This is a genomic window from Bacteroides sp. MSB163, from assembly GCF_036416795.1.
Lineage (GTDB): Bacteria > Bacteroidota > Bacteroidia > Bacteroidales > Bacteroidaceae > Bacteroides > Bacteroides maternus.
In genome coordinates this window covers 5561200-5576578 of sequence record NZ_CP143867.1, presented here as the reverse complement: position 1 = coordinate 5576578, position 15379 = coordinate 5561200, and the positions used below count along the sequence as shown (strand labels likewise).

The 15379-nt window shown below is 45.4% G+C and carries 10 protein-coding genes; all 10 read right to left on the bottom strand.

Annotated elements, in window-relative coordinates; all coding sequences use genetic code 11:
• Positions 1-94 precede the first annotated feature (94 nt).
• Positions 95-1693: a xylulokinase gene (locus VYM24_RS22005; RefSeq protein ID WP_330940951.1), complete on the bottom strand. Its 1599-nt coding sequence runs from the start codon at positions 1691-1693 to the stop codon at positions 95-97.
• A 2-nt stretch (positions 1694-1695) separates the two neighbouring features.
• A complete protein-coding gene (gene araA / locus VYM24_RS22000) occupies positions 1696-3204 on the bottom strand; it encodes an L-arabinose isomerase (protein ID WP_007663865.1) in 1509 nt (502 codons plus the stop codon).
• A gap of 42 nt (positions 3205-3246) precedes the next feature.
• Positions 3247-3930, bottom strand: coding sequence for an L-ribulose-5-phosphate 4-epimerase (locus VYM24_RS21995; RefSeq protein WP_007663863.1), 684 nt, complete (start codon positions 3928-3930; stop codon positions 3247-3249).
• A gap of 3 nt (positions 3931-3933) precedes the next feature.
• Positions 3934-4611 (bottom strand): NUDIX hydrolase, encoded by a 678-nt coding sequence (locus tag VYM24_RS21990; RefSeq protein WP_291549017.1) that lies wholly within the window; start codon positions 4609-4611, stop codon positions 3934-3936.
• Between the two features lie 102 nt (positions 4612-4713).
• Positions 4714-6408 carry a sodium:solute symporter gene (locus tag VYM24_RS21985; RefSeq protein WP_294605961.1) on the bottom strand — a complete coding sequence of 565 codons (1695 nt, stop codon included), beginning with the start codon at positions 6406-6408 and terminating at the stop codon, positions 4714-4716.
• 25 nt (positions 6409-6433) lie between these two features.
• The gene (locus VYM24_RS21980) at positions 6434-7573 is read right to left on the bottom strand and encodes an aldose epimerase family protein (protein WP_299096325.1); all 1140 of its coding nucleotides are present in this window, start codon (positions 7571-7573) and stop codon (positions 6434-6436) included.
• A 287-nt stretch (positions 7574-7860) separates the two neighbouring features.
• Positions 7861-9774: an arabinan endo-1,5-alpha-L-arabinosidase gene (locus VYM24_RS21975; RefSeq protein WP_299096327.1), complete on the bottom strand. Its 1914-nt coding sequence runs from the start codon at positions 9772-9774 to the stop codon at positions 7861-7863.
• A gap of 101 nt (positions 9775-9875) precedes the next feature.
• Positions 9876-10322 carry a hypothetical protein gene (locus tag VYM24_RS21970; protein ID WP_299096329.1) on the bottom strand — a complete coding sequence of 149 codons (447 nt, stop codon included), beginning with the start codon at positions 10320-10322 and terminating at the stop codon, positions 9876-9878.
• 29 nt (positions 10323-10351) lie between these two features.
• The gene (locus VYM24_RS21965) at positions 10352-12133 is read right to left on the bottom strand and encodes a RagB/SusD family nutrient uptake outer membrane protein (RefSeq protein ID WP_007663853.1); all 1782 of its coding nucleotides are present in this window, start codon (positions 12131-12133) and stop codon (positions 10352-10354) included.
• Positions 12134-12151: 18 nt separating this feature from the next.
• Complete coding sequence (locus tag VYM24_RS21960; RefSeq protein ID WP_330940950.1) at positions 12152-15361, bottom strand: SusC/RagA family TonB-linked outer membrane protein; 3210 nt, start codon at positions 15359-15361, stop codon at positions 12152-12154.
• Positions 15362-15379: the final 18 nt, after the last annotated feature.

Genomic DNA, 15379 nt, shown 5'->3' with positions numbered 1-15379 from the left:
ATGTATGGGGAGTTGCTTCGGTGCCAACAGCACCCACGTGGCAGCCGGAGCTTCTCCCTCTATTATTACATTCGTTTATTCCTTGAAGCAGGAATTACTTTTTGAATCTTACCGCCGCTTCTTCGATGGGCAGTGCTGCCTTGTAGTTTTCGATGTATGCGTTGAAGCCTGCCACATCTTCCGCTGTAGGCGCTATCTCAACACCCGCGTCTCCGCCAAACACTTGCTCGTCCAGGAAAGCGTCGAGAGGTTGCTTCTTCTGGTTGTTCACAAGGAATGAAGCCAGCAACGCAATACCCCAGGCACCACCTTCACCGGCAGTTTCCATTACGGAAATCGGTGAGTTTAATGCTGCTGCAAGTACTCTCTGACCCACATTCTTAGTCTTGAACAAGCCTCCGTGTCCTGTGATTCTGTCAACTTTCACCTTTTCTTCTTTGAAAAGAATGTCATTACCAATCTTGAGGACACCGACAGAAGCATACAAGTGCGTTCTCATGAAGTTCGCAAGGCTGAACTTGTCATTGGCCGAACGTACAAACATCGGTCTTCCATCTGCAAATCCTGTTACAGGTTCGCCTGAGATGTAATTGAATGAAATGAGACCTCCACAATCCGCATTGCCTGTCAGGGCATGGTTGTAGAGTTTTCCATATACTTCGTTCATATCTACAGGTATACCCAGCAGTTCCTGGTATTCTTTGAACAGGTTGATCCATGCGTTGAGGTCAGATGTACAGTTGTTGCAATGTACCATGGCTACGGGACTTCCATCGGGAGTAGTAACCATATCGATCATTTCGTAGGGCTTTGACAGATCTTTCTCCAATACAATCATGGAGAATGAAGATGTACCTGCCGATACGTTTCCTGTACGCTGCTTAACGGCATTGGTTGCAACCATACCGGTACCTGCATCTCCTTCGGGCGGGCAAACCGGTATTCCAGCTTTCAAATGGCCGGATACGTCGAGCATCTTAGCGCCTTCCGGTGTCAGGAAACCTGCATTTTCACCAGCCGGCAATGCCTTGGGAAGAATATCCAGCAATTTCCAGTCATATCCCTTCGGAGCGATTAACTCGTCGAACTTGGTCACCATTTCAGCGGAGTAGTTTTTGGTAACCGGGTCTATAGGGAGCATACCCGATGCATCGCCGATGCCCAATACTTTTTGACCTGTTATCTGCCAATGGATAAAACCTGCGAGCGTTGTCAGATAATTGATATCTTTCACGTGTTCTTCGTTGTCCAGAATGGCCTGATACAAATGAGAAATGCTCCAACGCAGAGGAATATTATAAACGAACAGCTCTGATAAAGCAGCCGCAGCCTGACCTGTATTGGTGTTTCTCCAAGTACGGAAGGGCACGAGAATCTCTTCTTTATCATTGAATGCCATATAACCATGCATCATGGCGCTGACACCGATTGCCGCCAAAGCTTCTATCTCTATGTCATACAGGCTCTTCACGTTTGAGCGAAGGTCGGCGTAACAATCTTGCAGTCCATACCAGATGGCCTCAACGCTATATGTCCAAAGTCCGTCAACCAACTGGTTCTCCCAGGTGTGACTTCCTTGAGCGATGGGCTTGTTTTCCTGGTCAATCAAAACAGCCTTGATTCGAGTGGAACCGAATTCTATGCCAAGAATGGCCTTGCCTGCTTCGATGGTTGATTTTGCGTCTGGTTTCATAATTAACAAAGCGCTTTGTTCAACATGTAATATACTTCATTCATGCGCAGTTCTTTCTTGAACTCGCTGATAGTTGTATTTTCATCGATAACTACCATTTCGATACCTGCCATTTCTGCATAATCTTCCCAATATTCTACGGTCAGATCATAAGAGAAACTGGTGTGGTGAGTACCGCCTGCCAGAATCCATGCAGCAGCACCTACTTCGAGGTTCGGCATCGGAATCCACAATGCGCTGGCAACAGGAAGTTTGGGCAGCGGTTTGCTCTTGATACATTCTACTTTATTCACGATGAGGCGGAAACGGTTACCCAGGTCAACGATAGTAGCGGCTACGCCTTCACCTTGTTTGCTGGTGAATACAAGACGTGCAGTTTCGCTATCGATACCAATGGCAAGACGGTGTACTTCCAGTTTCGGTTTTGCTTCAGCAATCAGCGGACAAACTTCCAGCATGTGTGCCTGGAGGATAGCGCTCTTTTCACCGTCGAAGTGCAGTGTGTAATCTTCCAGGAAGGAGCAGCCTTTCGGCATACCTTGGCTCATAAACCAAGTGGTACGATACAAAGCGGCAGTTTTCCAGTCACCTTCCGCACCGAAACCATACCCTTCTTCCATCAGACGTTGAGAAGCCAATCCCGGAATCTGATCAAAGTCACCAAGGTCGTTGAAGTTGGTAGTAAATGCTTTTGCACCTGTGTCTTTCAGGATACGACGGAGAGCGATTTCTGCTTTTGCAGAGTTCCAAACTTTGGTATAAGCTTCAGTTCCGGTCTTTTCCAGTTCAGGAGCATGGTCGTATTCTTTGAAGTAAGTATCTACCATTGCCTGTACATCTTTGTCTTCCACTGCATTGTAGTACTTCATCAGATCGTTTACCGGACAGTAGTCTACGTGGTAACCCAAAACTTGTTCAGCGGATACCTTGTCACCATCAGTAACAGCAACGTTGTTCATCTGGTCACCGAAGCGGATAATCAGCATATCCTGAGCGTCAGCCCATCCGGCGCAAACACGCATCCATGTTGCAATCTGGCCTTGTGCTTTTTCATCTTGCCAATGGCCTACCACTACCTTACGGTTTTTACGCATACGGGTTACAATGTGGCCGAATTCACGGTCACCGTGAGCTGACTGGTTCAAGTTCATGAAGTCCATATCCATGGTATCCCAAGGAATTTCTTTGTTGAACTGAGTATGGAAGTGCAGCAACGGCTTCTTCAGTTCCTGCAAACCGTGAATCCACATCTTGGCAGGAGAGAAAGTGTGCATCCAGGTGATAACACCGATACATTTCTCATCATTGTTAGCAGCTTTGAAAGCTTCAGTTACTTCTTTAGAAGAGTTTACCGTACCTTTATAAACCACCTTTACCGGCAATTTGCCGCTGGCGTTCAATCCGGCTACCATTTCATTACTGTGTGCGTCTACTGCGATAACTGCGTCACCTCCGTACAGGAGCTGTGCTCCGGTTACGAACCATACTTCATATTGATCAAATGCGTTCATAATTCTTTAATTTTTAGTTGTTAATTTTTAATTGTCGATTGTTTACTGTCCATAGTAAGCGTTAGGCCCATGCTTGCGGTTGAAATGCTTTTCTACCAACAGCGGATTCATGGTCAGTTTCGGATTGACGGCATAAGCAATGCTTGCCATCTTAGCCACTTGTTCCATTACCACTGCGTTGTGTACAGCATCGTGCGCATCTTTTCCCCAAGAGAAGGGACCGTGATTCTTTACCAGTACTCCCGGTGTGTGTACAGGGTTTAGCCCTTCAAAGCGCTTCACGATTACATTTCCGGTTTCCATTTCATACGCTCCTTCCACTTCTTCCTTTGTCATATCTGCCGTGCAAGGTATGGCATCGTGGAAGTAATCTGCGTGTGTCGTTCCGATATTCGGAATGTCACATCCGGCTTGCGCCCAGGCAGTAGCGTAAGTAGAGTGGGTGTGTACCACACCGCCGATTTCAGGGAAAGCCTTGTAGAGTACCACGTGGGTCGGAGTGTCTGAAGACGGTTTCAATCGCCCTTCCACTACCTTGCCATCGAGGTCAACCACCACCATGTCTTCCGCCTTCATATCGTCATAACTTACACCACTGGGTTTGATGACTACCAGCCCCGTTTCACGGTCGATAGCCGATACATTTCCCCAGGTGAAGATAACCAGTCCATGCTTCACCAGTTCAAGGTTGGCATGGAATACCTTTTCTTTCAGTTCTTCCAGCATAATTTATAATTTAAAATTCGGTGCCTTGCGGTATGCCTTCTCATTGAATTTGTATAAGGCAGCTCCGCGTTTGGAACCTGTTTTATCAATCTTATCTGTTTTTTCAATGTAGTCCATTTCGGCTATCCGTTTACGGAAGTTACGCTTGTCTATCTGTTCACCGTAAATAGCTTCGTAGAGGCTTTGCAGTTGAGACAGCGTGAATAACTTCGGTAACAGGTTGAAGCCGATGGGCTCTGTGGATGCTTTCTGTTGCATCAATTCCCGTGCTTGTTTCACCATTTGCGGATGGTCGAAGATCAAAGGCGGTAATTCATTGATGTTTACCCAGTAGGCATTATGCTGGTGCACCAGTTCGCGGTCGTACTCGTTGATGTTGATCAATGCATAGTAAGCAACAGAGATAACCCGTTCTCCCGGATCACGTTCCACTTCGCCGAACGACCCTACTTGCTCCATATATACATTTTCCAAACCGGTGAGTTCCGCCAGTACACGTTTGGCAGCATTATCCACACTTTCACCTTGTTGCACGAATCCACCCATCAGAGACCATTCACCCATTGCCGGCTGAAAATTTCGTTTCAGCAATAACAGGCTCAGTTCTCCTTCGTTGAAACCGAAGATGATGCAGTCGATACCAACGTAAAAGGTTGGATTTGAACTATAGTAATTACTCATCATATATTTTTAGTTACGAGCTGCATGCTACAAGCTACAAGTAGGTTGTGCTATCATACCCGGACGACACTCGTAACTTGTAGCCCGTAGCTTGTAACTGTTTTACCAGAAATAGATATAGAAAGCGGCAGTGATACCCAGGATAATAACCGTATGGATAATATCCCAATGGTTCCAACTGACGCGCGTTTCCGCTAATTGTTCTGGAGTTGAAGTACCAAATACCAAGCCTTGTATTTTCTCCGCACTTGGCGCTTTCGTAGCCAGGCTGACCAAGATAACTACGATGATACAGAATAAGAACATCCATCCACAGAAGAACAACCAGTTCATATCATAGAACAGATATTTGAATGTACCGCCTGCCACGTCGCCTGCGTTACTATAATATACTTTGGCTCCCAAACGAGTCAGACCAATAACCATACCGGCAATCAATCCCCACATACCACCTTGTGCAGAAGTACGCTTCCAGCAGATACCCAACAGGAAGGCTGCGGCGATACCCGGTGCCAATACAGACTGTACGTCTTGCAGGTAAGTATAAAGTACATCACCTACGCTACGCATGATAGGTATCCATAAAATACCCAGAATCACAATTACAACAGTTGCTGCTTGCCCGATACCCACCAATTTCTTTTCAGATGTTTTGGGCCTGAAGCGTTTGTAGAAGTCAATTGTAAACAACATAGCTGAGGAGTTGAAAAGAGACGCCAGTGAGCTCATCAAAGCTGCCAGGATACCGCAAACTACCAGACCTTTAACACCTGCCGGCAATAGTTTTGCTACCAATGTCGGGAAAGCTGCATCGGCATTTGCCACACCGTTGTCCAGCATCGGCAAGAAACCTTCACCACCGGCACCCAGATACTTCTGATGCAATGCAAAAGCAATCATACCCGGAATCAGGAATAAGAATACGGGTAACAGTTTCAGATAGGCACCGAAGATAGTACCGCGACGTGCTTCTTTCTGGTTCTTACCTGAAAGAACACGTTGCACGATGAATTGGTCGGTACACCAGTACCAGAAACCGATGATAGCTGATCCTATCAATGCTCCCAGCCAGGGGAAGTTAGGGTCACTATTGCTGCGGATTAATTCCGTCATAGTATTTCCTTGATCGTTTACGGTAACTGCACCACAAATTCTCATCATTTCGTCCCATCCACCTAATTCTTTGAAACCAAGAACGAGAATAATCAGTGAGCCCAATAACAAAATAGGTGTTTGCAATACAGAAGTATAAAGTACAGACTTCATACCACCAAAGATTGTATATAACGCAGTTATCAAAACCAGACCGATTGCTGCAATCCAGAAGAAATCAATTCCCCAAAGTTCTTTAATTCCGAATACTTGTTGGAAAACCAAACCACCGGCATATACCGTAACTGCTACCTTAGTCAATACGTAACTGATTAAAGAGATAACAGACAATATGGTACGTGATTGCGGATTATAACGACGTTCCAGGAATTCAGGCATCGTATATACCATACTTCTTGAATAGAAAGGCACGAATACCCATCCCAAAATAAGAATCATCCATCCCTGAATCTCCCAGTGTGCCATAGCCATACCACTGGAAGCTCCTGCGCCTGCCAAACCAATCAGGTGTTCCGAACCGATATTTGATGCAAAAATAGATGCACCAATCGCAATCCATGTAGCATCACGTCCACCCAAGAAATAATCTGCTGAGTCGTTCTGTTTTTGTCTGACAACCCAAACAATAATACCTATCAGAGCCAAAGCGAAGACTCCAATTACAATCCAATCTAATGCTTCCACAATACTTATGTTTAAAAGTTAACTATTATTTCTCTACTGAGAATTTAAAAATACATTCGCTGTTGTAAGTTTGTCCCGGCTCCAGTACAACGCTCGGCCATTCGGGCTTATTGGGACTGTCGGGATAGTGCTGTGTTTCCAGGCAAACGGAAGCACGTTGATTATAAGTGATACCTTTTTTGCCGGTTACGGTTCCATCCAGGAAATTGCCTGTATAAACCTGTATACCCGGTTCGTTGGTGTAAACTTCCAGTGTAATACCACTTACCGGTGATGTCATTTTTGCAGCTACCTGAGAGAGGTCGCCCTTTGTGTTCAGCACCCAATTGTGGTCATAACCGTTTCCATTCTTCAACTGTGCGAAATCGAAGTTTGTGATGTCTTGTCCTACAGTCTTGGGAGTAGTGAAGTCCATCGGAGTATCTTTCACGGTTACAATTTCTCCTGTAGTCATAAATGTGCTGTCTACTGGAGTGTAATTGTCTGCATTTACATATAAGATATGATCTGTTGCAGCATTTGCAGGATTACCGGATAAGTTGAAGTAGGAGTGGTTGGTCATGTTGATAACCGTTTTCTTATCTGTGGTAGCACTATACTTTATATCTATAGCGTTGTCATCAGTCAGTTTGAAAAGAACTTTAGCTGTTACGTTGCCTGGGAATTTTTCATCTCCGTCCGGTGAAATACGAGTCAGTTCCAAGGTAGTGTCGTCAATCGGATTGGCTTCATATACCTGATATTGCCAGCCTTTGGGACCACCATGCAAGCAATGCCCGAAGTTGTTTTGCGGTAATTGGATAGTGTCTCCGTCCAGTACGATTCTTCCCTGGTTGATGCGGTTTGCATAGCGGCCGATAGAAGCACCGAAGTCACTCGGAATGTTGACATAGTCGGCAATGCTGTCAAAGCCTAGAACAACGTCCTGCATATTCCCGTTTTTATCGGGAACCATAATAGAAACGATACGTCCTCCGAAGTTAGTGATGCATACTTCCATGCCCGACTTGTTCTTCAAGGTGTAAAGGTCTGTTTTGGCATTGTTCACTTCTGTTTGAAAATTCACCGGATTCAGACCGGACAAAGTCAACTTCTGAGCTGGCTTGTTATTGCACGCAGATAACATCAGTGCGGCAATTCCTGCAAGTAGAAAACTGTTTTTCATGGTTCTATTTTTAATGTAAATGAGATAATTATCTGATTTTGGGTGTAAAAGTAACACTTTATTTGAGTGTATTAGTAACACTTGTATATGTTATGTAACATAAAAGTAAAAAAATAGCCTTAGAAGTTGGATGTCCGAGGCTGTTTAAAAGCTCAGATTCCCCCCCCCTTCCTCTAAGTCCGTATCAACTCCTTATCAACTCTCTACCAAGTTCAAGTGTATAGATACGGAGCAGATATGGACTAGATACGGCTCAAATCCTATCCGGATGTTGACGGGAACTTATCTCATTTTTTCTTTTTACCCCAATATGTCTTGCTGTTGGTATATCCTGCATAGACAATCGTATGAGTTCTTGGGCTGACTTCCCAATCTGCTTCTCTTTGCAGGCATACCTCCACTCCATTGCTGAATGTGATACGCTGATTGTCTGTATCATAGTTCCATGTTGCACCTTTCCAAGAACCATCGGTTACTTTATGATCGGCAGAAAGTGTCATTGTATTGGATGTTTTCTGCTTTCCGTAAGAATAGGAGAGGTCTATATGTTCCCAACTCCCTGTCAGTTCATCTTCTGTTATAGGCAGTTGGGGCACGGCGCCATAACGTTCCGGCATTACTACCGGCCATCCCGTACTGGTCCATTTGATGGAACGTACATGCCCCATCATCACGGCATTGCTCGCATTGATACCCGGTATATCTTTGGGCAGACGTCCTTGCGAGGCATAATACCAATTCCCATTTCCATCGTCAAAAATAGCACAGTGAGCGATACCTACCCATCCGTTGCTGTTGCTGAACTTGTAGGGGTGTGTAACGATGGGGAGCATTTCGCCGCCGAATCTGGTGAGATCTGTTCCGTCAATGCCTAAGTAAGGCCCCAAAATGCTTTGAGAACGACACACGCGTGTGTTATAAGGTACATCCAATGCATCATAAGCCATGAACAGGTAATAATATCCAGTGTTTGGATTATAAATGATTTCCGGTCCTTCGGATGCCTGCCAGCGATTCCCAATTTGGCGGGTGACGAGTAGTTGCCCGTAAGGAGCTATATCTTCTTCCGTTCCCCAAGGCTTGGGCAATGTATTCAGTGGCTTTCCGGTGGCTGCATCTACTTCCAGCGCCGCTATGCCGCTATGCCATGAGCCGTAAACCAGATAGTGCTTGCCATCTTTGTCGATAATATAACTGGGGTCGATTGCATTCCATTTATAATAGCAATTTGTCCAGTCATCGGGCTTGACGTTGAAATTTAATTCTTTATCAGAGGCATTTGTGATGACGTATCCTTTGTCTTCCCAACCTCCATTATTGGCAGGGTCGGTGTTTTCCATCATGCCGATAAAGGCACGTTCGCCCCAAGTGTTCTCACCGTTGAGCAAGCCCGGGCATACGATGGAATAGTACATGCGGTAAAGCCCGTTTCTGACTTTCCGGACACAAGGTGCCCAATAACCAAAGGTATTTATGGCAGGCTGAACTTCATTCAACCCCATGGCTTTGCGTATTTCGTTCAATTTAGGAATCACCCAGCCGGGTAGTGAGTTCATGGTACCTCCCATGTATTCCCAATTCACGAGGTCTTTGGATCGACGGCAGTGAAAATGTCCGCCGTATTCATGCGCATTGCCATACGAGGCATCCGTCTGATACATATAATAATAACCGTCTTCAGCTAGTACTATACTGGGGTCATGTACATTGGCTAAATTCCATTGGCTTCTGTTGCTCCAGTCTGCAATGCTGGTATAATCATCAGGATAGGAAGGAGCTATGTATTTGTCCAATTCGGAAGTAATGCTGCGGGCTGCTGTTGTGAATGAAATTTCTGTTGAATAGACAGGACTTCCATTGGCTACAGTAGCAAAAGCCTTGGCATAGTATTTAGTTTCAGGCTCAAGTTCCGTTATGGTCAGGTTGAGTGACAGACCTGCGCTGCTCATTTCAACAGTCCGGTTGGAAATGGTCGGATTAGACTGGGTATCATAACAAATACCTTTCTTTAAGATAGCGGATGGGGTATTTGTTGTGATAGTCGCAATTATAGTTGCTCTATCTTCCGTAACATTTGACACAGATGGTGCCGAAATGGAAATAGTTGTCTCGTCTATGTCAGGCTCATTGCTTTCGCTGCTGCACGCTCCTGATAAAACTGAATAACTGAAGAGTAATAGGGTCCACTTGAAGAACTTCATAAGTAAATTGTTATTGGTAAATTAGTACTATAGAGAAACAAATTACGAGTTACAATTTAAAAGCGTTGCTTTTATAATTGTAACTCGTAATTAATATAGTTTTATTCAGTAGGGGTTTCTTCTGAAGGTGTTTCCGGTTCTGTTACTCCTACAGTCATTTCCATTTCAGGCGAATAAACTACTCCATTAGGGTAAAGAGTAGCAAAAGCCCGTACATAATATACAGTATTGTCTGCCAACTCAGTCAGAGTTGCTTCCATCTTTCCATTCTCAGGAAGAGTTTTCACTGTGGCACTGTAGATGGTAGGATTCTTGGAGGTATCATAGCAGAAACCATAGGTCATTACTCTGATAGTGCCTTCATCCAAATCTTTTTGACTGACCATTACATCAGAAGTTGCTATGGCAGTAGGGGCTGCAATCTCGGTCAGTACGGGAGCACCGAGTGAGAGTTCACCGTAATCGTTATCATCGTCGTCACAAGCGGTAAAACCGATTAGCAGTGAGCAACTCACCACTAGTATACTTAACCATTTATTAAGTTTCATATTTTCGGAGTTTTAATGAGTTTATTTTTTTATTGCATTTCCCAGCCGGGATTTTGTCCTAAGTTAGGCAATCTCTTGATTTCGGCATCCGGTATGGGGAAGTAGTAGTTCTTCGGACTGTTGAATGCACGTGATTGGTGCATTTCCGCCGGACCGTAATTGAACACCGTACTTTGCCCCGGAGTTACAGCTACACCGTAAAGGTTGTAAACCTGCTGGTAGTAGGGCAGATTCTTTTCGCTGGCGGCACTTTTGCTTTCGAATAACTTCCAGCGGCGCTCGTCGAAGAAACGATGGTCCTCGAAGCAAAGTTCGATGCGGCGTTCGTTGCGGATACGTTCGCGAAGCTGCGACTGGCTCATTCCACTGTAGGGTGGCATGCCTACACGGGCACGCACTTCGTTCACATATTGATAAGCATTGTCTGGACCTTCAGCTTCGTTGATGGCTTCGGCAGCATTCAGCAATACTTCGGCATAGCGGAAGATAGGACAGGCGTGTGTATAAGTAGTCGGACTCTTGAACGACATATTATTCAGGAACTTCTTAGTATAGTATCCGGTGAGTGTTCCACCGTGCAGTTCATGATAATCTTTGCCGGAACCATAAGTAACATCTACTTCACGTTCTTCATCTTGTTTTGCATCTCCCCAGATAGAACCGTGGTGCAGAATGGTTTGCTCCAAACGTGGGTCACGGTTGGCGTACGGATTCTGCGGATCGTAAGACGGATCTTTATCTATAGGAAGACCATTTTTAGTTTCATAGCTATCCACCAGGTTCTGTGTCGGATTGGTACGTCCGGTTGAGTTTACACTACCACTGAATCCGCAGGGAGCCAGGAACAGTTCAATTTCACGGGTTTGCCATTCTGAACGACTCAAGATATACTCGTTGTTCAGGTGAGGCGTGGAAACGAAACATTCATAATAGTTCTTGTCCGTATCATTATCTGCCGTAGTATACAGTCTGTACGGATTGCTCTGGGTTCTGTTTTTCGTGATGAAGTCTGTTGCAGCCGTTGCAGCTTCCCTCCATAGGGAAGCGTCATTGTTAGGATTGTGCAAAGGTGATGCTCTGTACAACAATGCTCTTGCTTTCAATGCATACGCTGCAGCACCGTTCACACGTCCCCAGTTCAGCTCTTCCTGTGCATACCGGAAAGGCAACACGTCTTTTATCTTATCACATTCGTCAGCAATCCATTTCAGTGCATCGGCGCAATTGGTGCGTGCCATGTTCATTTGTTCCGGATTGGTGTATTCGAAAATGATGGGCTCGCCGTTCTCATCTTCACCTACGATGGGGATATCGCCGAACCAACTGGCCTGGTCGAAGTGGAAGATGGCACGGAGCAGTCGGGCTTCAGCCATGTAACGGTCGTACAAACGGTTGTCGTCACCCTCCATTTCAGTATTCTTCACAACGCTTTCGCGGGCATACTTCAGAAAGTTGTTGGCGGCACGGATGCCTTTGAAGTTCTTTGGCCAGAAATCTTCTGCAAACGAATGTTTGGTTGCGGAATAAGCGTCTGTCAATACACTGTGATAGTAATGTACACTCCAGAAAGAGAGTGCATTATCCGTCATACAATCGCGTGATGCACCACGGAACTGGCCATCTGTATAACCTACGAACGCATCCGGTAGGTAGGTATATATATTTGCCAGATAGCCGCGGGTATTCTCAAATTTCTGGAACACCTGTTCCGCATCCAGGGTCAAGTCTACCTCTTTGTCTAAGAAGTCGCTGCAAGAGGTGAAATTTACAGCCAGCAGTGCGGCTGCCATATATTTGAATATCTTTTTCATATTTCTCTGTTTTTCATATTAGAAACCAATGTTTATACCGAATGTAAATGTCCGGGTTTTTGGATACCACCATACGTAGCTCATCGGCTTTTCCGGGTCACAACCATCGGGTACGCTGCTCCATGTGCAGAGGTTATATCCGCTGAAGTAGAGACGGCACTTGGTCAGGTTGGCCTTTGCAATCAACCGTTTGGGTAATGAATAACCTACTTCGACGTTGCGGAGTGACAAGAAGTTGCCGTTTACAATCCAAATGTCATTCTGATAAGTTCCCGTATCGCGGTCACTGTCGATGGCATTATAACTACCGTAAGTAGGACGAGGATAGGTTGCATTCACGTTGTGCGGATCAAGCGGATCGTCTGTATAGTAACCCCATGTTTTTACCACTTCGTGGGTACCTTGATTACCCCATCCTGACCAGGCAACAGCCGGAGACAAGAATACATCACGGTTCAGATAAGCGGTGAATACGGCACGGGCATCGAAACCTTTCCATTCGAAACCGAAGTTAAGGGTCGGAATCAACTCGGGGATAATGGTGTATGTATCCGGTATCATGTCGTTAGAGTCAATCTGGCGGTCGCCATTTAAATCTTTGAATACGGCTGTACCGAGTTTCTGTGCACCATTGGAGGCTGCATTATACGGATATTTTTCCGGATGGTCAATAGCATCCTGCTGGCTGGTTGCAATCAGGTTGGCGTCGCTGGCCCATTGAATGAATTTGTAACGGTTCCAACCGCCGACACCGTTGTTGAATGAGCTTTCGTATAGGCCGGCTACAGAAGTGTAGTCATAGATACGGTTGCCTGTTTTACGTTGCCATTCCACGTTAGGTTCTGTTTCGTCCATTTCGGTAATCTTATTCGTATTGTAGGTTAACATACCTTCAATATAGTAGTTGAAATCACCAATATGATGACGATGTCCGAGTGTAACTTCAAAACCTTTCGTTTCAGCTTTTCCGTATGAGTCTTTTGCTACGGAGATTCCTAAAAGAGAAGGTACACTGGTGCGAGTAACCAGAATGTTAGAACGCCATTCTTGGAAAGCATCTACCGAACCATAGATTTTTTTATTCCAGAAGTCGAAGTCCAACCCGATATTCAGCATGTCCGAGATTTCCCATTTGTTATTGGCGTTACCAGCCATTGTTTCCGCAAATCCGTTGATGTAAGAACCGGAATATCCAAAACCGTAACCGGTAGCGGAACCATACGTATTTTGATAAGCGTAACGACCTCCGCCTGTGGTGGATTGTCCGGCACGACCGTAAGAAGCGCGAAGTTTCAAGAGGTTGATATTTTTATTTTTCAGCCAAGGCTCTTCGGAAGCTACCCAACCTGCGGATGCACCGTAGAAAGTTCCCCAACGTTGGTCTTCCCTGAAATTATCACAACCCATGCGTGAGATGTTTCCAGAGAAGATATAACGGTTGGCGTAGTCGTAAGTTACTTGTCCGTTGTATGAAAGATAACGGTTGGAAGATGCATATCCGTTCGATTGGTTACGGTAAGCGCGAGCGAATGCGCGGGCTTCAACGGTGTGTTGACCGAATTTGTTGCTGTAACCTAAACCTCCCATCAAGTTCAGATTGTAGTAGAACTCACGCTGGTTAGGAGTCGGATCACTCAATGCGGAATACGTGGTGTACTGCGTATATTTGAATTGTGACGGATCGGTTACATCCATATTCATATAATCATAGTTATATGAATTTACACTGTTCCTTTGAGTGGATTCGAACGTTTCATAGGAGTCAAAACTAATGGTTGCATTCACTTTCAGACCTTTCAATATGGGGCTTAAATCACCGTTGACGTTCAATGTAGAATACAAATTACGACGACGGTTCTTTTCCTGACCCGAAGCGGCGAGGTAGCGACCTGCATTGTTAGCGGTACTGGAGGCGTAGATCTGACCATTCGGTGTGAATACCGGTTCCATCGGATTGGCTTCGACAACTCCAAATGTAGTTAAATTGAACACACCTTCTGTGGGCTGGGTAATGTTGTCGATACGTCCACCTAAGTCAAGAGATACGTTGAGGTGCTTGGTTACATCAATATCGATGTTCGAACGTAAGTTCCAGCGGTTCAATGTATGACCGGTGTTGTAGTTCTCGTTGTAATTAGTCCACTTGTCATTCCACATGCCTTCCTGACGGAGGTAAGAGAATGAAACATAATAGCGGGCACGTTCGTTACCACCACTGATTTGCAGGTTAGTCTTGTACATAGGAGCTGTTTCGCGATAAAGTTCGTCGGCCCAACTGGTATTGAAGTATCTGTATTGATCGATACCTTCCAGTGTTTCTCCGTTGCATACGCGGCGGTACATTTCAATCTGTTCGTCGGTGTACATGGGATCCTGACCATCCAAATATTTCACCCGGTTGCGTGTCAGAGCCATGTTATAAGAATTCTGGTTTTCCATTTTGTTACTCAACATCTGGAAACCTACCTCCTGCGTGAAGTCGATATTCGTCTTTCCCGCACTACCGCGTTTGGTAGTTACCAGGATTGCACCATTGGCACCGCGCATGCCGTAAATTGCAGTGGCGGCAGCATCTTTCAGGATGGTGATGTTCTCAATAGGGAACGCGTCGAGGAAAGAAAGGTCACGTTCCATATTATCCACCATAACCAGCGGGGCACGTGCACCGGTATTCATGGTACGGATACCACGGATATACATGGCTGTTTCCGTCCATCCCGGTTCACTGGACCATTCGTAAGTTTCCATACCGGTAACGGTAGAGGTGAATGCATTCTGAAGCACTGTGATAGGATGCTTTTGCAATTCTTCACCGGTTACTACAGAGGTTGATTCGGTAACCAGCTTTTTGGCTTTGCGCCCGAATGCCACAGGGGTGGTGTGGAGGTATTCGTCAAGGTCTGATTCCAGTTCAATCTTGAAACCTTCATTAAAGTCTACCGCTACTTGTGCATTTTTATATCCCACGCTGCTGATGCATATTTCATCCGACGCTCTTACATTCTTCAAACTGAAGTACCCGTTCTCGTCGGAGAGGACGATGCGGCTTTCTTCGGCTACATTCACCACGGCTCCGGCAATAGGATTGCCTTCCGTGTCCACAATACGGCCTTTCAACGTCTGTGTGTTCTGTGCCCAGACAGCGCCGGTGGCAAAGAGTAAAGTTACCAGCAGCAAGGCTTTGCCTGCTCCGGTCATTTTCTTTATGATATGATTCAAATTATACATATTCTATAGTTGATTTAA